We start from the raw sequence: 23,616 nt of genomic DNA, 5'->3' as shown, positions 1-23,616 counted from the left end.
CAAATTCCTTCATATAATTTGGAAATAGGTCAAAATACCGAATAACGTTGAGTTTAGTGCCTTGCTTGGTTACAATGTTAAAGTACTGTTGCTCTAACTTTTTTACGTACATAAAAGGAGATTTATAATGAAAAAAGCTGTACTAAGCACATTAAATGCCAAATATATACACACAAACTTAGCAATCAGGAACCTTAAAGCATTTTCAGAGCCGGATTACAAAGTCGAAATGGCTGAATATACCATCAAAGATCCCCAGATGAACATCGTTTCAGACCTTTATACAAAAAATGCCGATGTCATTGGGTTCAGTTGTTATATATGGAACATAGAAGAGACGATAGCGGTTGTAAAAATGCTGAAAAAGATCTCTCCTGAAACAATCGTGATCTTTGGCGGGCCAGAGGTATCTTATGATGTCCCTTATTGGCTGGAGCGTTTGCCCGAAGTCGACTTCATTGTTATTGGCGAAGGGGAAGAAACATTCAAAAGCCTTCTTGGCCAGATCTATGGCGATCGAAATTGGGAAGAGGTTAATGGGATTGGTTATTTGAAAGACGGCAAGGTAAAAATCAATCCACAGCGGAACAAGCTTGACCTTAGGGAATTACCATCTCCATTTAGATTTGAAGAAGATTTAAAAGATCTTTCTAAACGGGTAACGTATATTGAAACAAGCCGGGGATGTCCATTCCGATGTCAGTTCTGCCTCTCTTCCATTGAAGTGGGCGTCCGTTACTTCGACAGGGAAAAAGTTAAAGATGATATCCGTTTCCTGATGAAAAATGGGGCAAAAACAATCAAGTTTGTCGACAGGACATTTAATATCAGCCGAAGTTATGCGATGGAAATGTTTCGCTTCCTTATTGATGAACATCTTCCCGGAACGGTTTTTCAATTTGAAATCACTGCTGATATTATGCGTCCGGAGGTTATCGACTTCTTAAATAAAGAAGCCCCTGCTGGATTGTTCCGTTTCGAAATCGGTGTCCAATCCACAAATGATGAAACCAATGATCTCGTGTTGCGAAAGCAGAACTTCTCAAAGCTGACCAGAACAGTCACTATGGTGAAGGAAGGAAAGAAAATCGATCAGCATCTTGATTTGATTGCCGGCTTGCCTGAAGAAGATTATCAATCCTTCCGTAAAACATTCAATGATGTCTTTGCATTAAGGCCTGAGGAACTCCAGCTGGGCTTTTTGAAAATGCTGAGAGGGACCGGGTTAAGAATCAACGCAAAAAATCATGACTACATTTATATGGATAATGCACCGTATGAAATACTGGGGAACAACATCCTATCCTTTGATGATATTGTAAGGATCAAACAAGTGGAAGATGTATTGGAGAAGTATTGGAATGATCACCGGATGGATGAAACCATCGAATACCTGGTTACCCATGTCTTCGAAACACCATTTGATTTCTTCCAAAGCTTTGGCTCCTACTGGGAAGGACGGGGCTGGTCAAGGATCGGTCACCAGCTTGAGGATTTATTCAGAAGGCTTCATGAATTCCTTTCAGAGACAAGGATTAAACACATTGCGACTATTGAAGCGATCATGAAATATGACTACTTAAAGAATCAGCGATATAAACCAAGAAAGGCATGGTGGGAGCCGACACTCGAGAAACGGGACCGTTCTCAAGTATATCAATTGATATTACAGGATCCCGCATTGTTCGGCAGTGACTTCATCAAGTTGAACTTAAACGAAAAAGACCTGCACAAGCATACCCTTTTGGAGAAACTTCCCGTAACACCATCTGGAGCCGGACTAATAGAGGAACCTTGCTGCCTTCTCGCCTATTACGATCCAGCCTCGGGATCTGCTCAATTATATACTGCATCTGACTTGGAGCTATCTCAAGATATTTGACTACTTTATAGCTGCAAAAAGGTTAAGCCGGACTGGCTTAACCTTTTTGACAATTAACAATCTTTTTTGTTGTCCTGCTTTTTATTTGCATGTGGCGGTTCAAAGTGTTTAGCAGCATTGAAATCGCCAAACTCCATGCCAAACTCTTCTTGGAAATCCTGTTTTTCCACATTCTTTTTTGGTTTATCTTTCATCATTCATTCTGCCTTCCCTGCCATGTTTTGAATTTCTGTTTTTACCTTTAGCCGGATTTTCATCTTCTGCAAATTCGGCACTGAAATCCTTTTGCTCTGCCAAATTCTTTCTTGGTGTTTTATTATTTTTTTCTGCGGCATCAAATTCTGCTTTGCGTTTCGCCATTTATGTCATCTCCTTTTAGAGTGTACTGGATTTAGTTTTTCCGTGTAACTTATTTTCATTCAATCCGTACTCAACATCAGTCATCCAGGCATGCGAAAAATTACCACTCATTTTCTTTTTAAATAGTGAAAAGATAACAATAGAAACAACAAAAACAGCTAAAGAGGAGGGAATCAGCATGGCTAGAAGTTCAAATAAATTATTAGTTCCTGGCGTGGAGCAATTTATGGATCAAGTGAAATATGAAATCGCCCAGGAATTTGGGGTTACACTAGGTTCAGATACCGTTTCACGTTCCAACGGTTCAGTAGGCGGAGAAATTACTAAGCGTTTAGTGAAACAAGCTCAGACACAGCTTAAGGGAAAGTAATATCATTATAAAAAACAAGGCTGCCGGCGGCAGCCTTGTTTAGTGTGCATCTCCTCTTTTGCCGCCATTACCAGAAGAGTTGTCTTTACGTTTTTCATTTGAATCTTTATTGCCTTTGCTATTATCCCCTTGATGCTTTTCTTCATGATTACTTTGAGGTGTACCATCCTTGGCTTTTTTACCAGGATGTTTGTCTTCTCGATGGGAATGATCTCCATTGCTTCCCCTGCTCTTGTCTTCTTCTTTCTTATCCGATCCATGACCAGATCGGTTCTGTTTTTCTTTTAGGTTGCTGCCATTCGTCGTTTGAGGTGCCTGTTTTTCTTTTACATGATCCTGCCTTTTATCGGCTGCTTTAGGAAGCGGTTTTGTCTGTACTTCAGCTTTTTCCTCTTTTTTATTTTCAGGAACTGACGGTTGTGTGATTTTTTCAGACCTCTTTTGTTGCGGTTTTTCTTTGTTCATCAACAATTGGCCTGTAGACATTCCTGCTGCTGCAGCTTCTTCTCTTATTTCCAAGCTTGATTCAACCGAAGAAATATCGGCTGTTCCTTCCTTACTCTCTTCTGATGTGAGCTCCTCTATTTCATTTTCAATGGAACGCCTATCCTTTTCTCCCGCTTTTTCCGTAAAGACTGTTGTAAGGGACACCTTTTTTTGCTCATTCATATAACCATTTTCAGTACTCAAAGTGATCATCTCTTCTGTGATCTCAGAAACAGATTTCCCCTTCCAATCAGAGAGGTCTTCCAGTATCCTTTTCGCTTTGTCATTAAAAGGTTTTATCTGTATAACTTCACGATGTCCATCGATGCTTATCTCGAAGCTTGGATTGATATCAACAGAAACATAAGCATAGACCCCGTGATCATTACCTGCAGGAAGTAGTATGAATATTAGCATAAGCAATGCGGCGGCTCCCGCTAAGATCGGTTTAATAGAAAACTTCTGTGTCCACCGATCAAAGATAAATGAATTGCTGTCTTTATACTCTTGAGGGAACAAAGTCAGTTCTTCTCCTATTTCATATTGTACTGATGGCTGTTTTCTGGACTTAATAAATTCCCCTTCAGGAGTCATCATGATGATGGTATCCGATTTAACCTCCATAACGATTCCTTTTTTCATTGTTTCATCCGCCCTTTTAAGTAATCCTTAAGATAATAAAAATCCCCCATGATAATGATGGTTATGGCAATGATATATTTTCTATTTCGTTCAATGGTTTTTCTGCTGAACCCAACTTCTTTTTCCAGTCTCTTAATCGGCAAACGCTTCTTGTCCTGTAAGTACTCCAAAAAAGATGGAGTGGACACTATTTTTCCAGCAATTGAAATGGCATTGATCCGGGCATCTTCATGCTTTGGAGAATTTTTAACCAAATCATCGAAGCTGAGAGAATATTTTTTTAATTCTTTACTAAAAGCCGATATCTCTTCTTTTCTGTCACTTACTACTTTGCCTCGGTTATATTGGTCCATGGAAAGAGTTTCCGTCATGATGTTTCTGGATTCTCCCTCCTCATTTTCAAAACTTGTTTCCATACTGATAGTCTGATGGCGGCCATTCATCCTGATATAGTCGATCACTTTTCGTTTAATTATCACTTCCGAAAAGCTCAAAAATGAAGCCCCTCGTTCGCTGTTATATTTATATATAGCATCGTGAAAAGCAATAAGACCAACACTGAACTCATCATCACTCTCATATATGTATCTCTTGCATACAGAAGAAACAACCTTTTTCACAAAAGGCTTATAATCCTCAAGTACCTGGTTCACCAATTCTTTTTTACCTTTTTGTATTTCTTCTGCGGTCTTCTCCAGAGTAACTTTCTTAGTCCTGTTTGCTGTAAAAATCAATAGCACATTCAGCATTAGTCTCACCTCATTCCGACCCTTATTATATCATGTTGAAATCACCCATGAAGGTACTTGAATATGGAAAAGGCGCCTCTTTAAATCTGCTTTTCACAGGTGAGTATCAAGAGACAGCCTCCATGGACTACTGTTTGACTAGGAAAATGGTATTTATTGCTTCAAACCAGTTTTTTTATTAATTTTGGCTGCTTGTTATTCAGGTTCCTGCTGCCTCCTCAGTTTCTATGTCAGCGGCTGCTTCTTCCGCAAGTTCTGCTTCCTTTTCACCTCTCCATTTTTCCGCTGAATTTTGCATAGCTTTTCTGGATGTTCTTATGGAGAGAGGCCTGGGGGTCGCGATTCTGGACGAATCAGGACAGGAATCGCTGGAAAGGCGGCCGGGCTGGCGCGATTCTGGACCAATCGGGACAGAAATCGCTGGAAAGGTGGCCGGGCTGGCGCGATTCTGCAGAAATCGGGACAGAAACCGCTGGTGAGGTGGCCACGGGCGCGCGATTCCGGACGAATCGGGACAGGAACCGCTGGAAAGGCGGCCGAGGAGTCGCGATTCTGCAGAAATCGGGACAGGAATCGCTAGAAAGGTGGCCGGGCTGGCGCGATTCTGGGGAAATCGGGACAGAATCCGGTGATGAGGCGGCCAAGGTGTCGCGATTCCGGACAAATCGGGACAGGAACCGCTGGAAAGGTGGCCGGGCTGGCGCGATTCTGCAGAAATCGGGACAGAATCCGGTGATGAGGAGGCCTAAGTGTCGCGATTCCGGACGATTCGGGACAGGAACCGCTGGAAAGGTGGCCGGGCTGTCGCGATTCTGCAGAAATCGGGACAGGAACCGCTGGTGAGGTGGCCACGGTGGCGCGATTCCGGACGACTCGGGACAGGAATCGCTGGAAAGGTGGCCGGGCTGTCGCGATTCTGGGGAAATCGGGACAGAAACCGCTGGAAAGGTGGCCACGGTGGCGCGATTCCGGACGAATCGGGACAGGAACCGCTGGAAAGGCGGCCGAGGAGTCGCGATTCTGCAGAAATCGGGACAGGAATCGCTAGAAAGGCGGCCGGGCTGTCGCGATTCCGGACAAATCGGGACAGGAATCGCTGGAAAGGTGGCCGGGCTGTCGCGATTCTGGGGAAATCGGGACAGAATCCGGTGATGAGGAGGCCTAAGTGTCGCGATTCCGGACGACTCGGGACAGGAACCGCTGGAAAGGCGGCCGGGCTGTCGCGATTCCGGACGAATCGGGACAGAAATCGCTGGAAAGGTGGCCACGGGGGCGCGATTCTGCAGAAATCAGGACAGGAACCGCTGGAAAGGTGGCCACGGGGGCGGGATTCCGGACGACTCGGGACAGGAACCGCTGGTGAGGTGGCCACGGGGGCGCGATTCCGGACGACTCGGGACAGGAACCGCTGGAAAGGCGGCCGAGGAGTCGCGATTCTGCAGAAATCGGGACAGGAATCGCTAGAAAGGTGGCCGGGCTGGCGCGATTCTGGGGAAATCGGGACAGAATCCGGTGATGAGGCGGCCAAGGTGTCGCGATTCCGGACAAATCGGGACAGGAACCGCTGGAAAGGTGGCCGGGCTGGCGCGATTCTGCAGAAATCGGGACAGAATCCGGTGATGAGGAGGCCTAAGTGTCGCGATTCCGGACGATTCGGGACAGGAACCGCTGGAAAGGTGGCCGGGCTGTCGCGATTCTGCAGAAATCGGGACAGGAACCGCTGGTGAGGTGGCCACGGTGGCGCGATTCCGGACGACTCGGGACAGGAATCGCTGGAAAGGTGGCCGGGCTGTCGCGATTCTGGGGAAATCGGGACAGAAACCGCTGGAAAGGTGGCCACGGTGGCGCGATTCCGGACGAATCGGGACAGGAACCGCTGGAAAGGCGGCCGAGGAGTCGCGATTCTGCAGAAATCGGGACAGGAATCGCTAGAAAGGCGGCCGGGCTGTCGCGATTCCGGACAAATCGGGACAGGAATCGCTGGAAAGGTGGCCGGGCTGTCGCGATTCTGGGGAAATCGGGACAGAATCCGGTGATGAGGAGGCCTAAGTGTCGCGATTCCGGACGACTCGGGACAGGAACCGCTGGAAAGGCGGCCGGGCTGTCGCGATTCCGGACGAATCGGGACAGAAATCGCTGGAAAGGTGGCCACGGGGGCGCGATTCTGCAGAAATCAGGACAGGAACCGCTGGAAAGGAGGCGCAGGGGGCGCGATTCTGCAGAAATCAGGACAGGAACCGCTGGAAAGGAGGCGCAGGGGGCGCGATCCTGCAGAAATCGGGACAGGAATGAGAATCATCGGGCCTGATTGGCATGGAATCACCAGGTGCCATGGCTGTATGTACGTTTGAAAGGTTTCTATAACTACTTTGGTAAAAAAAGACCATACACACCATGCTTTCCTAAAAAACACCGACTCTTCTTCCTTTGTCAGGAAGAAGAGTCGGTCGGATTTATCTTTGTTACGCACAATTAGGTTCTAGAAATCGGAGAATCTTCTGTGCTTCCATGACTTCAGGGTGCATTTTCTTTTAAAATGGCCGGTAAAAAAGACCTCGTGCCTCTCTTAAGGCAAAGGTTTTCCGAAATCGGATCATCCTCTTTATGCCAGTTCAGTGATTGTGTATGACGCGCTTAAGTAAGTATTGTATAAGCAGCCCTGCACCCACCCCCGGCACTACACAGAGCATCGGAAAAAAAACCGGTCCAATAAAAATATCATTAATATAAATGTCAGGCGAAATCATCAAGCCGGTTGTGACAGTATAAGCTGTACATACAAAAGGAAGAAATGAATACCTATCCCTTTCCCCCTGGGCACTTTTAAATGCATCCCACATGGCAAACATATAGAGACATGGATAAAACATCAGCCATTGGTAATCAATCACTTCGGCCGCAAGCCTGGTTTCACCAAGAAAACTCAGACGTATGCCTTCATTGAAATTACTTTGTACGTTTATTAAAAATTCCAGGATAACAAAAAAAATTCCTTTGACTACTGAATTGATTAAAAGCTGCGGAAAACCCGGAAGAGCTATACTCCATAAGATGGCTTCAAGCTTATTTATTGTTTTGTTATGCATGTACTCTCATTCCATCTCCTCCAAATTATCTGCTTATCCTAGTTTGCACAGAGATGTAACTCTTATTACTGTTATTTACATTCAAGGTAATCAATTATGCTAATCCACTATGACATGATACTGCTGATTTTCACAATTATCTTTATAGAATTGGACCATACTCGCCACCGTTTCTAAAAAATCGGTACAGGCAATCTCTGTCATTTCAAGGTCGGTCAGTGTGACATTACAATCAAATGAGCCTTGCCACGCAAAATAATCCAAGGCTTATCTTTCCATCCGCAAAAATCTGCGCACAGGAGAAAATTTCAGCAATGAAGAAGCCAGACTCAATGGAACTCTCCCAACTGGTTTTTTTCTATTCATTTCCCATAAGATCGAGGTGTATACCTCTCTGACTTTATGTGGACAGGGATCAGTTAAATGATAGGTTTTCCCTTCCCCATTTGGATGATGTCCAAGGTAAATGGAAGCATTCGTAATGAATTCAACAGGGACAATATTCACAACGTTCTCCCCCTCGCCAATGGCAGGAATCACAGGCAAAAAGGAGAGCCTACGGAACATGTTCATGATAAAATAGGGGCCATCAAACTTGCTTGTTTCTCCAGTGTCAGACCTGCCCTTTACGATTCCTGGCCGGAATATTGTGACAGGCAGCTGTTTTTTCATTTCCTCGACGATGATTTCCTCCTCAAACTTCGTTTCTTCATAAAAATTGTGGAAGGACTCCGGCCTGAGCAACTCCGTCTCTAACAGCCTGCCTTCCCGTTTCCCCGCTATAAAAGCCGTACTGAAATATACATACCTCTTCAGGTTCTTCAACTCCATACAGAACTGGTTCATATTTCGGGTCCCTATCACATTTACTTTATAAGCAGTCTCATAAGCAACTGAAAGATCGTAAACTGCAGCCAGGTGCCAGACATAGTCTATCTCATTCTTCAGTTGGTCCTTTACACCTTCCGGCAGATTCAATCCTTCATAAGTGATATCTCCTTCCACAAGTATGATCCTTTTTGAACTACCAGCTTCCTCTTCTATCCTTTTAGCTGCAAGCATGGCTTTATGTTGCATAGAAGGCAGGTGGAGACAATAAAGAACATGTTCGGTATTATCATTGACTAACAGCTTAATCAGTTCATTGGCAATAAAGCCAGAAAATCCGGTTATAAAATAGTTGGCCATTTTTCTCCCCCTTATTATTCAGTCATTTTTATTCGCAAAGACACAAAAAAACCTCAAAATTGAACGGCAACGGATGTTCAATCTTGAGGTGGATTTCTGTCTTTTTCAGCAGGTAATCGGTGCTGCTGTTTATAGATATGCTCTTCTCTTTCTCTTCATTCTTCTTGTATTCTTATCAAAAAGGCTGTAGATGACCGGTATGACATATAGTGTCAATAAGGTCGAACTTACTAATCCTCCAATGACTGTGATTCCCATGGGTTGATTGATTTCCGTTCCCTGGCCGATACCAAGTGCAAGCGGCAGCAATCCAAGGATGGTCGTCAACGCAGTCATCAGAATGGGCCGAGCCCTGTCTTTTACCGATTCAACAATCGCTTCATAGCTGTCAGTACCATTTGCTTTCTTCTGATTGATATAATCGACGATCACTATCGCATTATTGACGACGATACCAGCAAGCACAATCACCCCTATGACAGCCGAGATGCTGATGGGTGTCCTTGTCACCGTCAGCGCCAGTGCGACGCCAATAACCATCAGTGGAACTGTGAACATGATGACAAATGGATATTTAAACGATTCAAATTGGGCAGCCATTACGATATAAACCAATATGATCGCCAAACCGATTGCCAGAATCATGTCATCAATGGAATCCTCGAGTAGTTCCCTGTCACCTGAGAACGAGACCGCTGTTTCCTCTGACAAGCCTAAATCTGCAATTTCATCATCAACTATTTTGGAAATGGCCCCAAGGTTTGTTTCTGAAGAATATTTCAATGTAAACTGGACAGAACCCTGCTGGTCAATTCTTTGAATGCTGACAGGTCCCTCTTCAATACTGAAGTCCACTATCTGATCGAGCTGTATGAATTCCCCTTGGGCATTTAGGATTTCCAGCTTTTTCAAACTCTCAAGATTCTGAGTGATTTCCCTGTCATAACGGACAAAAACAGTCAAGACATCCTCGTTTTCAGAGACAATTTGGGCAGCCGGTACACCTCGTGTTATTTCATTGACAGTCTGTGCAATCCCTGCAGGCGCCAGCCCTTCTTCCAATGCTCTTTCACGGTTTACTCTCATTTGCACTTCCTGAATCAATTCATCTTGGTCCGTCGTTACGTCGGTTACATGTTTTGCGGATTGCAGGTTTTCTTCAATCTTTTCAACGGCTTCAGTCAGTCTGCGATTATCAGTGTCCCTTACGCTAAATGTAAGAGTCTGCGGGCTCTGTCCTGAGGTCGACTGTAAATTAAATCCTACAGTTGCGGTTTCGCTCTGTTGCAATGCAGCCTCCTCTACCCGCGGTTTTAACTTATCCACGAGCTTAAACACCGAAATATCCCTTTCCTCAAGTGGATCCAGTTTAACGTAAATCTCAGCTATATTCCTGTTCGACTGACCTCTGAATGATTGCTCCTGATTCGTTCCGGTCAGAGATACATATACGTCAATCGCTTTTTCTTTTTCAAGTTCTGCTTCAATCGCTTCAACCACCGAGTTTGTTTCTTCCAGCGAAGAACCGTTTTCCAATTTGACATTCATATTGAAAAAACCTTCATCTGTAGGAGGGAGGAATTGAGTCCCAACAGTCGTCAATCCGAAGGCACCAGCTGCAAGGAAAACCGTGGTGGTCAACAGGACTGCCCACCTGTGCTTTAAGGACCAGTGAATGCTTCTCTCAAAGGAATTCATTGACTTTGAGCGCCTTCTGATGGCTTCATGGTTTCCTCTTGGTGTTTTCAGCATTCTGCTTGCAAGCATCGGGATGACAGTCAAGGCAACTACCAAGGAAGCAAAAAGACTGAATGAAATGGTCAGGGCAAACTCAGTAAAAAGCTGCCCAATCAATCCTGAGATGAACACAACAGGCAAGAACACGGCAACCGTTGTCAGCGTAGAGGCTGTGATGGCTGTGCCAACCTCTCTTGCCCCGTCTCTTGCCGCCTGTTTCGGATCTTTTCCCATAGAGAGATGGTGGTAAATATTCTCTATGACCACAATGGCGTTATCCACCAGCATCCCAATCCCCAGAGCCAAGGCACCAAGCGTCATGATGTTCAGGGCAAAGTCGGCAAAATACATAAGGACAAATGTCACTATGACAGAATAAGGAATCGCCACTCCTATGATCAAAGGGCTTTTGACATTCCTCAAAAATAAGAACAATACCAGCATGGCAAATGCTCCACCAATAATAAGGGAGTTTGCTATATTGCCTATTGCATCTTTGATGTAATCTCCCTGGTCAAACAGAATGTCAGCTTCTATGCTTTTATACCGTTCCTCGTCGATGAGCTGATTGAGTTTTTCCTGAAATGCGTCCGAAACCTCGGCCGTATTGGCATCTGACTCTTGCAGAACACTGAGCAGGACCGCATTTTTTTTGTCAGCTCTTGTAATCGTATTGCTTTCCTGTTTTCTCTGTTCGACTTCCGCCACGTCTTTAAGCACAATATTTTTGCCTGTCTGCGGATTTTTCCCTATGACCAGGCCGGCAATTTCCTCCGCGTTGGCAAGCTCGCTTACAACCCTGGTCGTCAATGTCTTTTCATCAGTTTTAATTGTATCCCCGGGCATGGTGATATTATTTGCCCGGATGGAATTCACAATATCACTCTGGGAAAGCCTGTATTCCTTCAGCTTTTCCTGATCCAGTTCAATCGCAATTTCATCAGCGTTGACTCCCGACACATTGACACTGGCTACTCCTTCCGCTTTCGTCAGTTCAAGCTTTAAATCCTCAGAAAGATCTTGGATATTTGCACCTTCCCCGGTTTCTTTCAGGGAAACCTGTATAATCGGAAATTGCGAAGGGTCAAATTTCAAAAAACGGGGATTTCCTGCATCCTCCGGAAGGGATACACCATCCAGTCTCTGGAGAACTTCATCCTGTATTTCATCAATAGATGTGGTCCATGAGAACTCCAGGAGAATAAAGTTTGAACCTTCACGTGAAGTCGATTGTATATTTTTAATTCCCGGTAAAGTCGCCAGTGTATCTTCCAAAGGCTTTGTCACCTTTTCAACGACCTCCGTAGGGCCGGCACCTTCATATGTAGTCACAACCACGCCAACTGGCGGATTAATATCAGGAATCAGCTTAAGAGGGATCCTAAGGAGTGATACTCCTCCTAAAATCAATATCAGGAACATCGTAACAATGGTAAAAACCGGTCTCCTGATGGAAAAATCACTTATCTTCATCCAAAAACTCCTTCCCTGAAAAGAACTGCCTTCATTCGACTATTTTCTTAAGTTAAACCTACTATAATTCTTGTCCTCCTGCCTATCAACATTTAAGCCTTCTCATAGCACATTTAGTATAGGAAATTAAAGGAAAAAAGATGCAGTCTGTACATAGCTTGCTTCGGCTGTTGACAAAAAAAAGAGGCTTATAACGCAGCCTCTTTAGAAAAATAGTATTAAATGATAATGGGAACCTTAGCTTCTTTGGCTGGCTTCCCTATGTAGTATCCTTGGGCCAAATCCACGCCCAGCTCCCGGCAGTAATCCAATTCTTCTTTTCTTTCAATTCCTTCAGCAAGTACCTGAATACCCAATTCCCTGGCAATATAAACTGCTTTTTTTAGAAAAGACTGCTTAGCTGCTTTCGTGTCACAGTGATCGATGTATGAACGGTCAATTTTAACGTAGTCTGGCTTAAGCCGGCTCAGCATTTCCAGTGTGGCAAAACCCGCACCGACGTCATCAAGAGCCACTTTCATCCCTTCTCTCCTGTATACGGAAAAGACACTCTTCAAGTGGTCGACATCCACGATTTTTTCTGTTTCCACTACTTCGAATACAAGATCAGCAGGGTCGACATCATATTTCTCCACAAAACTGAAGGTGTGCTGCAGGCAGAATTCCGGATTGTAAATAGTGGAAGGCAGGAAGTTGATAAAACTTTTAACGCCTTTATGCAACTGATCTTTTCTGCAGCGTATTGCTGTTTCACGCGCTCTTTGATCCAATAAGGAATGAAGCCCCGTTTCAGATGCCGTTTGGAATAGAACCCCCGGTGAAATCTGGCTTTCACTGTCATCCGATCTTAGTAACGACTCATACCCATATATTCTGTTTTCATTCTGTAAGTCCATGATCGGCTGAAAATGGCTTACCAATTTTCCTTCTTGAATGAATTTCACCGCCTCGCGCTGATCCATCCGTGTTTTAAAATCTTTAAAAGGAATCAGCAGGGGCCTGGGGTTCTGGCTGCTGGCAGAAATTCCTGCCTCCCAATTCCCCGTTTCCGTGACTGTTGATTCCAGTTCTTGAAGCATTGCCAGCAATTCACTGAAGGTGTCATACCTGAAAAGGGCCCTGTCAGCACTGGAACTCTCCTTGAAGATTGAGAGGCCGCTGAGTCGAAGCTCGTCCTTCCCTTTTATTGTCAGATACCCCTTTTCATAGAAAGGGATTGAAATCCCACAGTTAATGCAAGTGTTATTCATATCTTATTTCTCCTAATCTTAGATTTCTGGTTTGTCGTTCTTTTATACTAGTTTTATTGTAACATTAGTTTGATTACAATTTCTTTTTTGGGGTTTGGGAGAGAAATTTTTTATAAGATACTCTTTTTTGGCGTTTGGGGTTGTTCGAGGTACTTTGTTTGTCTTTTTTGGTATCAGTGTTCTGAAGGAACTTCTATCAACACGGACCTTTTGGGTGTTCGTGCCTTGAAATCCCTCTTCAAGACATTTAAACTCTCTTTTTCTCTGGTCTGTCTTTGTAACCATCTCTCTTTAAATATAGCGCTTTTCGTAAACTTTGTTATTTATTATGAGGGGCAGAATTTTTCGCTCTATTTCAGCAGAAATGTTTCGAAAAGCGAGAAAGAAAAAAGCGGCTCTTCCATTCAAATAGAAGAGCCCTAGTATGGCAAACGAAAAATCCGACCTTGGGATTTTTCTTAGAACAACAACAATCAATATGAAAACAGAATTTAATATTGATGATTTACGAGCATAATGACCTGCCATTTAAAGTTAGTTGATAAAACTATTTTAATGTCCTTTTATCCTCCTCGGCTCCACAAAACTCATGAATCCTTTTCATTGTCTATTTATCCCTCTGAAACAAAAGCCGGAATTCGTTTATAAAAAAACAGAGAGAACAATACTGCTCTCCCTGTTTCTTCATTTTAGGCTGTTTTCGCCTATATTGTTGCTTCAGGAAAAAATCCCAAAAGCCGGATTTCCCCCCTGCATACTACGTTTTTCGCTTTGAACGAAGCGAGAAGCTCTTTTCTCTCTTGCTAAACAGGGTCTTTTCCGGTTCATTACTCCAGTGTCTTTCGGAATTATTATCAAATAGCATCAACGTTTACGAAAAGAGCCTAATTTTATAATAAACTATACAGCTTGATATCCGGGTTTTTATCCTGGAACCATCTCATGGCAAAGTCGTTCTCAAAGAGGAACACGAGCCTGTCGTGTCTGTCTTTTACAAGAAGGCTTCGCGAGCTGGACATGGATTCTTTTACATCTGCTTCGTTTTCGATCCAGCGGGCAATTTTTCCACCGATGTTTTCCATGATGACATCGACATTGTATTCATTTTTCATGCGGTGTTCAAATACTTCATATTGAAGCTGGCCGACGGCACCGATGATGATATCTTCTGTCCGCAATGTTTTGTACAGCTGGATGGCGCCTTCCTGGACAAGCTGATGGATACCCTTGTGGAAATGCTTCTGCTTCATGACATTCTTCGCCGTTACCCTCATGAATAATTCCGGGGTGAACTGAGGCAGCTTTTCATACTGTATGGTTTCTTTCCCTTCAACAATGGTATCGCCGATTTGATAGGTCCCCGTGTCATACAAGCCGATAATATCCCCGCTTACTGCTTCATTCACGGTACTTCGGTCGTCGGCAAGGAATTGGGTTGACTGCGACAACTTGATCGATTTACCTGTCCTTGATAAGGTAACGCTCATTCCTCTTTCGAACTTCCCTGAACAGATTCTTACAAAAGCGATTCTGTCACGGTGGGCCGGATTCATATTGGCTTGTATCTTGAAAATGAAGCCTGAGAATTCTTCCTTAACAGGATCTACCGGACCCTGCTCTGCTTTCCTCGGCTGCGGTGATGGCGCGAATTGCAGATAGGTTTCAAGGAATGTCTGTACACCAAAGTTTGTCAAGGCACTTCCGAAGAATACAGGGGTAAGCGTCCCGTTGGCTACCTTCTCTTTTGAAAAATCGTTTCCAGCCTCATTCAGGAGCTGAACGTCTTCCAAAGCCTGCTGATAAAGCCCGGAAGATATCAGGTCAGCATCGCCAATCAATTCACCATTGTCATCAAGCGGGAGGAACCGTTCCTCGTCCTCTACCCTGAATTGCTCAATCCGGTTATAATGCCTGTCATAGATCCCGTGGAATTCCTTCCCCATACCAATCGGCCAGTTCATCGGATAGGATTCAATCCCGAGCACTTCTTCCAGCTCCTCAAGGATTTCGAGCGGTTCCCTTCCTTGCCGGTCAAGTTTGTTGATAAATGTAAAAATAGGTATTCCCCTCATTCGGCATACCTTAAACAGTTTAATGGTCTGTGCTTCTATCCCTTTTGCCGAGTCGATAATCATGACTGCACTGTCGACCGCCATCAGTGTACGGTAGGTATCTTCACTGAAATCCTGATGTCCAGGTGTATCAAGTATATTTACACGGTAACCATCATAATCAAAAGCCATGACAGAAGAGGTAACCGAGATTCCTCTTTGCTTCTCGATTTCCATCCAGTCAGAGGTTGCAAATTTCCCGGTCTTTTTCCCTTTCACCGTACCGGCAGCCCTTATGGCACCGCCAAATAGCAGCAGCTGTTCCGTCAATGTGGTCTTTCCGGCATCCGGATGTGATATAATGGCAAAGGTTCTTCTGGAAAGAACTTCATCTTTTAAATTCGTCATTGAAATATAACCCTCTCATCTTTAAAATCTCACGTTTTCATCATATTCTTTCCTATAATCATTTGCAATATAAACCTGGAACCCTGACTACATTTCCCTTGTCCAATTGTAAATCCTTGAAGCCATTTCCTCAGCCTCTTCCTTGTCACCTACAGCAGAAAACAGCGATTTTTCCAGCATTTCCTTTAGATTCTCAGCTTCGTAGGTAAAATCAACAGACCAGCCCGCAGCGGGAATGGCGACCATAAAATACTCCTCTTTCTTATTTTCATCAATAAATACTTTGCGTTCCTTCCCTCCGGCAAGACTATTCCTTATTTTCAATTCAATCGTCCCTTTCGTTTTTCTCAATCCTATTTCATTATTTGTGAAGGTGGGTATATATCATTTAGCAAAATAAGGCCTGAGACGAAAAACTGCTTTAAAAATTCCCGTTACTCAGGATAAAAAGACTCTAATTCAGCATAATAGTGGTGATTAAAAATTTCCAAAACTCATTAAAGGGTTTACATTATGTAAATTTTAAAGTAATCTTACTAACCTAGCAAGAATATTACATAAGAGGTGAGAGATTTGCAGTATATTTGGGGTATCATGGGTATTTTGGTCGTTTTGGCTATCGGATTCATTTCCTCATCGAATAAACGTTCCATCAATTGGAGGACTGTACTAGGCGGATTGGCCATTCAGCTTTTCTTTGCATTCATTGTATTGAAAACGGGCTGGGGCCAGGAACTTTTGCAGAACTTCACAAAAGTAGTCAACAACATCATCAACTATTCTAATGAAGGGATTAACTTCCTGTTCGGCGGGTTGTATACAAAGGAATCGAATATTGCAATGGTATTTGCATTCAACGTTCTGCCTGTCGTTATTTTCTTTTCTTCGTTAATCTCTGTATTGTATTACCTAAAAATCATGCAGGTATTTATTTATATCTTAGGCGGTGGTCTTTCTTGGCTCCTTGGCACTAGAAAAGCCGAGTCAATGTCAGCAGCTGCCAATATATTTGTAGGTCAAACCGAAGCACCTTTGGTTGTCCGTCCTTTCCTTCCGAAAATGACCGAGTCTGAACTATTTGCGGTCATGACCGGGGGGCTCGCGTCTGTCGCCGGCTCGGTTTTGATCGGTTATTCCCTTTTGGGCGTCCCTTTGGAATACTTGCTGGCAGCCAGCTTCATGGCAGCTCCTGCTGGTTTGGTCATGGCCAAATTGTTTATACCAGAAACAGACAAGGCGCCAGAACCTAAAGAATTCGAAATGGAAACGGATTCCGAATCGACCAATGTCATTGATGCAGCGGCGAAAGGGGCATCTGTCGGGCTTCAATTAGCTTTGAATATCGGGGCAATGCTTCTAGCTTTCATTGCGCTTGTTGCATTGATCAATGGGATTCTTGGTTTTGTTGGCGGATGGTTTGGAGCAGACAATCTGTCACTTGAGCTGATTCTCGGCTATGTTTTCTCTCCGCTCGCGTTTGCAATAGGAGTTCCATGGAATGAAGCCGTTCAGGCTGGTAACTTCATTGGCCAAAAGCTCGTCATCAACGAATTTGTTGCTTATTCCAATTTTGCTCCAATAATGGAGGATTTATCACCTAAAACGGCAGCCATCATCAGTTTCGCATTGTGTGGTTTCGCCAACCTATCTTCTCTCGGCATCCTGCTGGGGGGACTGGGGAACCTGGCACCGAACCGCCGCCAGGATATTGCGCGCCTCGGCTTAAAATCAATTGCCGCCGGGGCATTGGCTTCGCTATTGAGTGCAGCGATCGCCGGAATGTTCATTTAAGGAAAGGACCGCAGAAATTATCTGCGGTCCTTTTCATTTGCCTTTTGCTTTCTATAGAATCTTTTTTTATACTTATAGGAGGAGTAAAGGAGAATTATTGATGTTAAAGATTAAAAAATTCAAAATCATAGGCGGCAGAGTAATTAAAACGGCAATAGCCGTTTTTTTGACGGCTTTTATCTGTTTCTGGCTTGACCTTCCGCCGGCTTTTGCAGTTATCACTGCCATCGTGACCATTGAGCCAACCGCAGCAGATTCCATCAGAAAAGGGCTTGTCCGCTTCCCGGCATCTGCGATAGGCGCAGGTCTGGCAATGCTATTCACATTCTTTTTTGGAGACACTCCGCTGTCCTATACACTCGCGACTCTATTTACAATTGTCATATGCTTAAAACTCCACCTTGAGGACGGAATGCTTGTTGCAACCCTGACCGCCGTGGCAATGATTCCGACGACTCATGACCACTATCTTTTTTCCTTTCTTTCCCGGTTGGAGACAACAAGTATCGGCCTGATTGTATCCACAATGGTCAATATATTCGTGTTGCCGCCCAATTATTCGCCACGGATCAGCACAATGACGCATAACCTTTTTGTAAAAACAGGCAATCTGCTTGAATCCCGCATCATTGAATTGGTCCTTGATAAAAAATCAGAAGCACGGACCCGCTTTCTATTTCAGGAAGTCAATAAGTCGATGGATACGATAGAAAAACTATGCCGGTATCAGCGCAAGGAATGGAAATACCACCGGCACAGCCGAAAAGATATGAAAGCTTTTCATTATGAAAATAAAAAAATGAGCATCCTCAGGCAAATCCATTATCACTTAGGGAATCTCATGCTCCTCCCCCAGAATGATATCAGGTGGGAAGAGGAGAAACAGAACAAAATTATAAGAGCTGTACAGTCCTTGGTGGAAATCATCCAGGATCCCAAACACGTTATTTCCGATGAGCACTATAATAAATACAAAGAACTACTGGAAGAATTTTGGCATGTCCGGGATGAATTAAGAGAGGTAAAGGAAACAGACCATCATCATTTTTTCTCTACTGAGACCGTCCTGCTTTATGAATTACTTTCCATACAGGATTTAACCGAGGAGTTATCACACATTTATGCAATGCAGCATCGAAATGATACAGCTTTGATTCAAGTACAAAAGTAGGTTGCCCATAGGAAGTTCCTATGAAGCATAATGACTTCTTGTATTCGGATGAAATTGTCGTCAGCTCTGATCATTGGGCATCAATTGCCCGCAACACTCACAACACTGTCGTCAGCAAAGTTCCAGGACGCATGGATACAAAAACTCACAGGCAGCTAAGCGGAGCAAGCTAAAAACAAATAAAGCTGGAGGGTTAAACCCTCCAGCTTTATTTTACATTCTGTATTTATCTTTGCAGCGTTGGATCGCTATTTCTTTATCGCTGTGCGGGTACTTGGTGTTCTCGATAATCTGGTAGTCTTCGTGGCCTTTACCGGCGAAGATAATGATGTCTCCAGGTTCACTTACATCGACGGCATGTTTGACCGCTTCTTCCCTATCTCCTATCAATGCATAATTCTCGTGCATCATTCCCTTTCCAAGGTCGTTGACGATGCTATCATAGCTTTCATATCGCGGATCATCGGTAGTTAAGATGACATAATCTGCGATGGAAGCCTTCTCCGCCATCGAAGGACGCTTGGATTTATCCCTGTTCCCTCCTGTTCCTACAAGGAAAATGATCTTGTTTTCTTTGAATGGAAGAACGGATTTGATTGCATTTTCAATTGCATCAGGTGTATGGGCATAATCAATATACATCGATAACGGTGCATCGGAATTGACTTTTTCCATACGACCGCTGACTGGTGGAAGGTCCCTGATGATTTCTACCAGTTTTTCCACTGACATTCCTTTTGCAAATAAGGTCGCCATTGCAGCAAGGATATTATACACATTGAATTCCCCTAAAAGTTTTGACTCTACTTCAAAGATACCTTCAGGAGAATGCAGAGTGAATGTTGTCATGTCATTATAGTAACGGATGCCTTCAGCCTTGAAATCGGCATACGTCTCCAGGCCATAGCTGATGACTTCATGCGCTGTCATGCTTGAATATCTTTCATACCATTCATCGTCACTGTTCAAAACAGCGTATTTGGGTTTGGACAAGTTCTGGCCCAGCTGGGAGAAAAGCAGGCCTTTGGCGTAACCGTAATGCTCCATTGTCTTATGATAGTCAAGATGGTCATGGCTCAGATTCGTAAAAGTGACAACATCAAAATCAACACCCCATAACCTTCCGAGAGAAAGTCCGTGAGAAGAAACCTCCAGAACCATATTCTCAATATCCCTGTCTAATGCTTTCTGGATCATTTCCTGATTGGTCATGACATCACAGGTGGTGTTTTCACTTGGGAACAACTCTCCGTCGAGGTCGAACCCGATTGTTCCTGAAAGGGCAGACCGCTGACCATCCTTTCGCAGAATGGCATGGATCAAATTGGTTACCGTTGTTTTGCCGTTTGTTCCGGTGACACCAATCACATTCAATTTCTGGGAAGGATAATCATAGTACTTATTAACAAGCTGCGCCATTGCTTTAAACGTGTCTTTTACAACAACAAGGGCTGCTTTTCCTAAATCAATATCCAGCTGTTTTTCTGCAATGATTAAAACTGCACCCTTTTCAACAGCATCATTGGCAAAATCATGGCCGTCTACAGTAAATCCTCTTGTACAGATGAAGACGTCGCCTTCCCTGACCTTACGGGAGTCAACGTGCAATTTAAAAATATTAGAAGGAAGTTCACCATAAGTGGTCTTCACTTTCAAGCTTGATAGTAATTCATATGTATTCATTTTCAATAACCTCACAATGTGTTGAAATCAATTACGCTTCTATTTTATATTACCACTGGGAAATTGAGAAGAAAAAGAGCCCTCTTTCCTAAAAGCAATTTCACCCATTCACATGGTTTCTGAAAGAAGGGGCATTCCTTCCCTTTCTGCCTGCCGTTTCCTCAGCAAAATACATGGATGATAAAATCGCTTCTTCCACCGCTTCAGCCACCCCTTGAAAGATTTCATTCATGACAGGATGGTCTTCCCTGATCGTTATGACCGATTCGAAAAGATCCAGTTGTTTATGGTTCACCTGATTCTCGGTTGTAAAAGCGATTACGATATCGCCGCTCCCGTGATGAATATGGCTTCCAGTTCTCGAAAGCCCCACACTTGCCCTTTTGGCTAATCTTTTCAACTGTCTGTCTGATAATGGAATATCTGTAGCGAGAATGATCATAATTGATCCGTCAGGCAGTTCTTCTCTTGACGGGTCTAGTGCCTTGTCAAGGTATCTATTTTCTTCTCTTCTTCCAAAATTGGTCTGCACCAGGCTGGCAACTGTAAAAAGGGTCCCCTCTGCTTCAATAAGCCTTGAGGAAGTCCCGATTCCCCCTTTAAACCCTAAACAGAGTGTTCCTGCACCTGCTCCTGCCGCACCATTTTGACAAGGTCCGGTGCTTGCAGCTTTGATGGCATCCTCCGCATGGGATGATTGAACAGCCTGAAGTCTTACAGAGTTAAGGAAACCATCATTGCATTCCCCCACAACAATATTAATCGAACCAGCCGATTCCCCAATTTCCGGTGTTTGATCAAGCATATAGTTTAACGTCCCCTGCCATACATTTCCGATGGAGAAGGTATTGGTCAGCATGATCGGAGATTCTATAAGTCCGAGTTCATCGATCTGGATCAAACCCGTTGTCTTACCAAAACCATTAATCACATAGCTTGCCGCCCGAACTTTATGATGGAATAAATTCTTACCATGAGGCAATACAGCTGTAACCCCCGTTTGCACTTTCTCTTCATTTTCCCTTTCCTCTGAAAGAGTCACATGGCCTGCCTTGACACCGGGCACATCGGTGATACAGTTATGTTTCCCCTTAGGTAAACTGCCTACTGAAAACAAGGTATTCATTTCTTCACCTCTTTATTCCTCTTCTAGTTATTTCCATCTTCCTATTTTACTTCAATAAATTCAAGCTTTTTCTTCTCGCAGACAGTTATGAACGATAATAAAGAAGGCTCTATTTGTAAACTTTGTTGCTATTTGATAATAATTCCGGAAGATAGATAGTGGAGTAATGATTCGGAAAAACCCCTGTTTAGCAAGAGAGAAAAGAGCTTCTCTCTTCGTTCACAGCGAAGAACTCAGTTTGCAGGGGGAAAATCCGGCTTTTGGGACTTTTCCGGAAGCAACATTATATGCGAAAACAGCCATAATTAAAGATCCCCGCCTGTTCCGGCAGAGATCACTTCTTAGCACATATCCTGCTTTAGGTGCATCATGTTCCCTTTCGGTTTCGTCCTTTTCCACCGATATCCTGATAAAATTCCTTATCGTGATTGCGGCTCGTCGCCCCTGCATCCTGCTACTTCAGGTGGCATCTTACCATTACGATTATTGTTATTCTGATTGTTTGCCATTCTAAACACTTCCCTTTATAAGTGTAGTATTTAGCTTCAGAAGCTCCCATTTAATGTTTATCCTTCCTACACAGGAATAAGCGACAGAAGGTTTTCACCTTATATTTCCTCTAGCAGCTGAGCTGTCATACTTTCTTTCCTATGCATAAAAAAGGAGGCTGGGACATAAGTTGAAAACTAATTGATTTAAGTAGAAATAATCGAAAATAAAACCGTATGAGATCAAGGTTATATACTTGACTTCATGTGGTTCATTCATGTTATTAGACTCCATATTTAAAAGTGTTGCTTTTAAGGTTATTTAAGGTTATTTAAGGTTATTTACCGCTTCTTTCTGAACGTATGCGGATTGTAGCGGAAGGCGTACGATCTCCTGCGGGATTAGCGGGACAGGTGAGACCCCGCAGGCAAAGCCGAGGAGGCACACCGCCCGCCCCGCGGAGTCGTGCACCTGGAGTGGAAATCCATCCTTATTACTCTGACACATTCTTTGCGAAAAAAGCTTTTTTATTGATTTTGTCCCAGCCTCATGCATAAAAAAGAGGTCAACCATATAGGTATGACCTCTCGATTTTCAGGTTAATCACTCGACCATCTGTGACTGAACATAATGGTAGAGAAGCTTTTCTGTGTTATATAAGGATGTTTCATGCGTTCTTTCGTATGCATGGGAAGCATCGATTCCTGCTCCTACGAGTCCATGGATGATATCGTGGCCTGCACGAATGGCCGCTGATGCGTCTGAACCATAATAAGGATAGATATCCACCTTATACTCAACATCATTTTCTTTAGCTAACTCCACCAAATGCTGTCTGAGGCCGAAGTGGTAAGGACCGCTTGAATCTTTTGCACAAATGGAAACGGTATACTCATTTGAAGACTGTCCATCGCCAAGTGCACCCATATCGACAGCCAGGTATTCTACCGTCTCAGGAGTGATATTTGAATTTCCGCCGTAACCGATTTCCTCGTTATTCGAGATAAGGAAATGAGTTGTATAAGGAAGTGTTATGTTGTCTTCTTTAACCTTTTTGATCAACTGAAGAAGCATCCCCACACTTGCTTTATCATCCAAATGCCTTGATTTAATATAACCGCTGTCTGTAATTTCTGCACGAGGATCGAATGAAACAAAGTCCCCTACTTCGATACCCAGCTCCCTGACTTCACCTGGATTTGAAACTTTTGCATCAATTCGGACTTCAATATTTACATCATCACGTTTTGCCTCACCTGCATTTTTGTAAACATGCACAGAAGTCTGGTGCATCAGGATTGTCCCTGTATATGTTTTTCCAGAAGATGTCTCAATCGTACAGTATTCTCCTTCCACCGCATTCCAGCGATAACCGCCAATCATGGACAGCCTCAACCGTCCATCACCTTTGATGTCTTTGACCATGGCCCCCAAGGTGTCTACGTGAGCTGTCAGCATACGGTGCCTGCTGTCATTTTCCCCAGGTATAGAGAGAATCAAGCCGCCTTTTCTGTTTCTGTACATTTCGTAACCGGTATCCTTTAAATGGTCCTCAACAAAAGAAATGATCGTATTGGTATTCCCGGATGGACTTGGAATTGAAACAAGCTGTTTAATTAGTTCCATCGTGCTTTTAGTATTTGGATATGTAGTCATTTTTCTAATCTCCTTCCC

Annotated in this window: 22 protein-coding genes; 8 read left to right on the top strand and 14 right to left on the bottom strand. The window is 43.7% G+C overall.

Annotated elements, in window-relative coordinates:
* Positions 1 to 127: 127 nt before the first annotated feature.
* Positions 128 to 1,882: a B12-binding domain-containing radical SAM protein gene (locus tag AC4E8A_RS07090; RefSeq protein WP_490197635.1), complete on the top strand. Its 1,755-nt coding sequence runs from the start codon at positions 128 to 130 to the stop codon at positions 1,880 to 1,882.
* 53 nt (positions 1,883 to 1,935) lie between these two features.
* Here AC4E8A_RS07090 and AC4E8A_RS07085 read toward each other — a convergent pair whose 3' ends face one another.
* Both AC4E8A_RS07085 and AC4E8A_RS07080 read right to left on the bottom strand, forming a co-directional pair.
* Complete coding sequence (locus AC4E8A_RS07085; RefSeq protein WP_490197633.1) at positions 1,936 to 2,079, bottom strand: hypothetical protein; 144 nt, start codon at positions 2,077 to 2,079, stop codon at positions 1,936 to 1,938.
* On the bottom strand, positions 2,066 to 2,242 hold the full coding sequence (locus tag AC4E8A_RS07080; protein ID WP_490197631.1) for a hypothetical protein: 177 nt from the start codon (positions 2,240 to 2,242) through the stop codon (positions 2,066 to 2,068). The genes AC4E8A_RS07085 and AC4E8A_RS07080 overlap by 14 nt, the downstream gene beginning before the upstream one ends.
* Positions 2,243 to 2,420: 178 nt before the next feature.
* Between AC4E8A_RS07080 and AC4E8A_RS07075 the strand changes: the two genes are divergently transcribed.
* Entirely contained in the window at positions 2,421 to 2,612 is a 192-nt protein-coding gene (locus AC4E8A_RS07075) for an alpha/beta-type small acid-soluble spore protein (RefSeq protein ID WP_490197630.1), read from the top strand.
* Positions 2,613 to 2,651: 39 nt separating this feature from the next.
* On the opposite strand, the gene AC4E8A_RS07070 is transcribed toward AC4E8A_RS07075, so the two are convergent.
* Positions 2,652 to 3,740 carry an anti-sigma factor domain-containing protein gene (locus AC4E8A_RS07070; RefSeq protein WP_490197628.1) on the bottom strand — a complete coding sequence of 363 codons (1,089 nt, stop codon included), beginning with the start codon at positions 3,738 to 3,740 and terminating at the stop codon, positions 2,652 to 2,654.
* A complete protein-coding gene (gene sigI, locus AC4E8A_RS07065; RefSeq protein WP_490197626.1) occupies positions 3,737 to 4,489 on the bottom strand; it encodes an RNA polymerase sigma-I factor in 753 nt (250 codons plus the stop codon). The genes AC4E8A_RS07070 and sigI overlap by 4 nt, the downstream gene beginning before the upstream one ends.
* Before the next feature lie 309 nt (positions 4,490 to 4,798).
* Between sigI and AC4E8A_RS07060 the strand changes: the two genes are divergently transcribed.
* Genes AC4E8A_RS07060 through AC4E8A_RS07050 form a run of 3 tightly spaced genes read left to right on the top strand, consistent with a single transcriptional unit; the run spans position 4,799 to position 6,797 of the window.
* Complete coding sequence (locus tag AC4E8A_RS07060; RefSeq protein ID WP_490197625.1) at positions 4,799 to 5,332, top strand: hypothetical protein; 534 nt, start codon at positions 4,799 to 4,801, stop codon at positions 5,330 to 5,332.
* Positions 5,239 to 6,216 (top strand): hypothetical protein, encoded by a 978-nt coding sequence (locus AC4E8A_RS07055; protein WP_490197624.1) that lies wholly within the window; start codon positions 5,239 to 5,241, stop codon positions 6,214 to 6,216. The genes AC4E8A_RS07060 and AC4E8A_RS07055 overlap by 94 nt, the downstream gene beginning before the upstream one ends.
* Positions 6,213 to 6,797: a hypothetical protein gene (locus AC4E8A_RS07050; protein ID WP_490197622.1), complete on the top strand. Its 585-nt coding sequence runs from the start codon at positions 6,213 to 6,215 to the stop codon at positions 6,795 to 6,797. The genes AC4E8A_RS07055 and AC4E8A_RS07050 overlap by 4 nt, the downstream gene beginning before the upstream one ends.
* A gap of 304 nt (positions 6,798 to 7,101) precedes the next feature.
* Here AC4E8A_RS07050 and AC4E8A_RS07045 read toward each other — a convergent pair whose 3' ends face one another.
* The 7 genes from AC4E8A_RS07045 to AC4E8A_RS07015 form a co-directional block, all read right to left on the bottom strand.
* A complete protein-coding gene (locus tag AC4E8A_RS07045; protein ID WP_490197620.1) occupies positions 7,102 to 7,575 on the bottom strand; it encodes a hypothetical protein in 474 nt (157 codons plus the stop codon).
* Between the two features lie 99 nt (positions 7,576 to 7,674).
* Positions 7,675 to 7,839 carry a hypothetical protein gene (locus AC4E8A_RS07040; protein ID WP_490197618.1) on the bottom strand — a complete coding sequence of 55 codons (165 nt, stop codon included), beginning with the start codon at positions 7,837 to 7,839 and terminating at the stop codon, positions 7,675 to 7,677.
* A gap of 3 nt (positions 7,840 to 7,842) precedes the next feature.
* Positions 7,843 to 8,763 carry an SDR family oxidoreductase gene (locus AC4E8A_RS07035; protein WP_490197616.1) on the bottom strand — a complete coding sequence of 307 codons (921 nt, stop codon included), beginning with the start codon at positions 8,761 to 8,763 and terminating at the stop codon, positions 7,843 to 7,845.
* A gap of 129 nt (positions 8,764 to 8,892) precedes the next feature.
* Entirely contained in the window at positions 8,893 to 11,973 is a 3,081-nt protein-coding gene (locus tag AC4E8A_RS07030; protein ID WP_490197614.1) for an efflux RND transporter permease subunit, read from the bottom strand.
* A 218-nt stretch (positions 11,974 to 12,191) separates the two neighbouring features.
* On the bottom strand, positions 12,192 to 13,223 hold the full coding sequence (locus AC4E8A_RS07025) for an EAL domain-containing protein (protein WP_490197613.1): 1,032 nt from the start codon (positions 13,221 to 13,223) through the stop codon (positions 12,192 to 12,194).
* Between the two features lie 890 nt (positions 13,224 to 14,113).
* Positions 14,114 to 15,682: a peptide chain release factor 3 gene (locus AC4E8A_RS07020; protein ID WP_490197611.1), complete on the bottom strand. Its 1,569-nt coding sequence runs from the start codon at positions 15,680 to 15,682 to the stop codon at positions 14,114 to 14,116.
* Positions 15,683 to 15,769: 87 nt separating this feature from the next.
* On the bottom strand, positions 15,770 to 16,006 hold the full coding sequence (locus AC4E8A_RS07015; protein WP_490197609.1) for a YueH family protein: 237 nt from the start codon (positions 16,004 to 16,006) through the stop codon (positions 15,770 to 15,772).
* A gap of 249 nt (positions 16,007 to 16,255) precedes the next feature.
* Here AC4E8A_RS07015 and AC4E8A_RS07010 point away from each other — a divergent pair, with 249 nt between their 5' ends.
* From AC4E8A_RS07010 to AC4E8A_RS07000, 3 genes are all read left to right on the top strand, one after another.
* A complete protein-coding gene (locus AC4E8A_RS07010) occupies positions 16,256 to 17,473 on the top strand; it encodes a NupC/NupG family nucleoside CNT transporter (RefSeq protein WP_490197608.1) in 1,218 nt (405 codons plus the stop codon).
* A gap of 100 nt (positions 17,474 to 17,573) precedes the next feature.
* Positions 17,574 to 18,644, top strand: coding sequence for an aromatic acid exporter family protein (locus AC4E8A_RS07005; RefSeq protein ID WP_490197606.1), 1,071 nt, complete (start codon positions 17,574 to 17,576; stop codon positions 18,642 to 18,644).
* 20 nt (positions 18,645 to 18,664) lie between these two features.
* Positions 18,665 to 18,817: a hypothetical protein gene (locus AC4E8A_RS07000; protein ID WP_490197605.1), complete on the top strand. Its 153-nt coding sequence runs from the start codon at positions 18,665 to 18,667 to the stop codon at positions 18,815 to 18,817.
* A 40-nt stretch (positions 18,818 to 18,857) separates the two neighbouring features.
* Here the strand turns inward: AC4E8A_RS07000 and AC4E8A_RS06995 are convergent, their stop codons facing one another.
* From AC4E8A_RS06995 to AC4E8A_RS06985, 3 genes are all read right to left on the bottom strand, one after another.
* Positions 18,858 to 20,327: a UDP-N-acetylmuramoyl-L-alanyl-D-glutamate--2,6-diaminopimelate ligase gene (locus AC4E8A_RS06995; RefSeq protein WP_490197604.1), complete on the bottom strand. Its 1,470-nt coding sequence runs from the start codon at positions 20,325 to 20,327 to the stop codon at positions 18,858 to 18,860.
* A gap of 100 nt (positions 20,328 to 20,427) precedes the next feature.
* The gene (locus AC4E8A_RS06990; protein WP_490197602.1) at positions 20,428 to 21,453 is read right to left on the bottom strand and encodes a DmpA family aminopeptidase; all 1,026 of its coding nucleotides are present in this window, start codon (positions 21,451 to 21,453) and stop codon (positions 20,428 to 20,430) included.
* Between the two features lie 1,092 nt (positions 21,454 to 22,545).
* Positions 22,546 to 23,598 (bottom strand): M42 family metallopeptidase, encoded by a 1,053-nt coding sequence (locus tag AC4E8A_RS06985; protein ID WP_490197601.1) that lies wholly within the window; start codon positions 23,596 to 23,598, stop codon positions 22,546 to 22,548.
* Positions 23,599 to 23,616 lie beyond the last annotated feature (18 nt).

The sequence above is a fragment of the Bacillus sp. SRL337 genome (genome assembly GCF_984799155.1).
The sequence above is the reverse complement of the archived record's forward strand: the minus strand, read 5'-3'. Positions and strand labels throughout refer to the sequence as shown.

What these genes read in the sequence shown, in the direction of transcription:
- AC4E8A_RS07090 (WP_490197635.1), top strand. Translation starts at nt 128, where the DNA reads ATGAAAAAAGCTGTACTAAGCACATTAAATGCCAAATATATACACACA.
- AC4E8A_RS07085 (WP_490197633.1), bottom strand. Translation starts at nt 2,079, where the DNA reads ATGATGAAAGATAAACCAAAAAAGAATGTGGAAAAACAGGATTTCCAA.
- AC4E8A_RS07080 (WP_490197631.1), bottom strand. Translation starts at nt 2,242, where the DNA reads ATGGCGAAACGCAAAGCAGAATTTGATGCCGCAGAAAAAAATAATAAA.
- AC4E8A_RS07075 (WP_490197630.1), top strand. Translation starts at nt 2,421, where the DNA reads ATGGCTAGAAGTTCAAATAAATTATTAGTTCCTGGCGTGGAGCAATTT.
- AC4E8A_RS07070 (WP_490197628.1), bottom strand. Translation starts at nt 3,740, where the DNA reads ATGAAAAAAGGAATCGTTATGGAGGTTAAATCGGATACCATCATCATG.
- sigI (WP_490197626.1), bottom strand. Translation starts at nt 4,489, where the DNA reads ATGCTGAATGTGCTATTGATTTTTACAGCAAACAGGACTAAGAAAGTT.
- AC4E8A_RS07060 (WP_490197625.1), top strand. Translation starts at nt 4,799, where the DNA reads ATGTTCTTATGGAGAGAGGCCTGGGGGTCGCGATTCTGGACGAATCAG.
- AC4E8A_RS07045 (WP_490197620.1), bottom strand. Translation starts at nt 7,575, where the DNA reads ATGCATAACAAAACAATAAATAAGCTTGAAGCCATCTTATGGAGTATA.
- AC4E8A_RS07035 (WP_490197616.1), bottom strand. Translation starts at nt 8,763, where the DNA reads ATGGCCAACTATTTTATAACCGGATTTTCTGGCTTTATTGCCAATGAA.
- AC4E8A_RS07030 (WP_490197614.1), bottom strand. Translation starts at nt 11,973, where the DNA reads ATGAAGATAAGTGATTTTTCCATCAGGAGACCGGTTTTTACCATTGTT.
- AC4E8A_RS07025 (WP_490197613.1), bottom strand. Translation starts at nt 13,223, where the DNA reads ATGAATAACACTTGCATTAACTGTGGGATTTCAATCCCTTTCTATGAA.
- AC4E8A_RS07020 (WP_490197611.1), bottom strand. Translation starts at nt 15,682, where the DNA reads ATGACGAATTTAAAAGATGAAGTTCTTTCCAGAAGAACCTTTGCCATT.
- AC4E8A_RS07005 (WP_490197606.1), top strand. Translation starts at nt 17,574, where the DNA reads ATGTTAAAGATTAAAAAATTCAAAATCATAGGCGGCAGAGTAATTAAA.
- AC4E8A_RS07000 (WP_490197605.1), top strand. Translation starts at nt 18,665, where the DNA reads ATGAAGCATAATGACTTCTTGTATTCGGATGAAATTGTCGTCAGCTCT.
- AC4E8A_RS06995 (WP_490197604.1), bottom strand. Translation starts at nt 20,327, where the DNA reads ATGAATACATATGAATTACTATCAAGCTTGAAAGTGAAGACCACTTAT.
- AC4E8A_RS06990 (WP_490197602.1), bottom strand. Translation starts at nt 21,453, where the DNA reads ATGAATACCTTGTTTTCAGTAGGCAGTTTACCTAAGGGGAAACATAAC.
- AC4E8A_RS06985 (WP_490197601.1), bottom strand. Translation starts at nt 23,598, where the DNA reads ATGACTACATATCCAAATACTAAAAGCACGATGGAACTAATTAAACAG.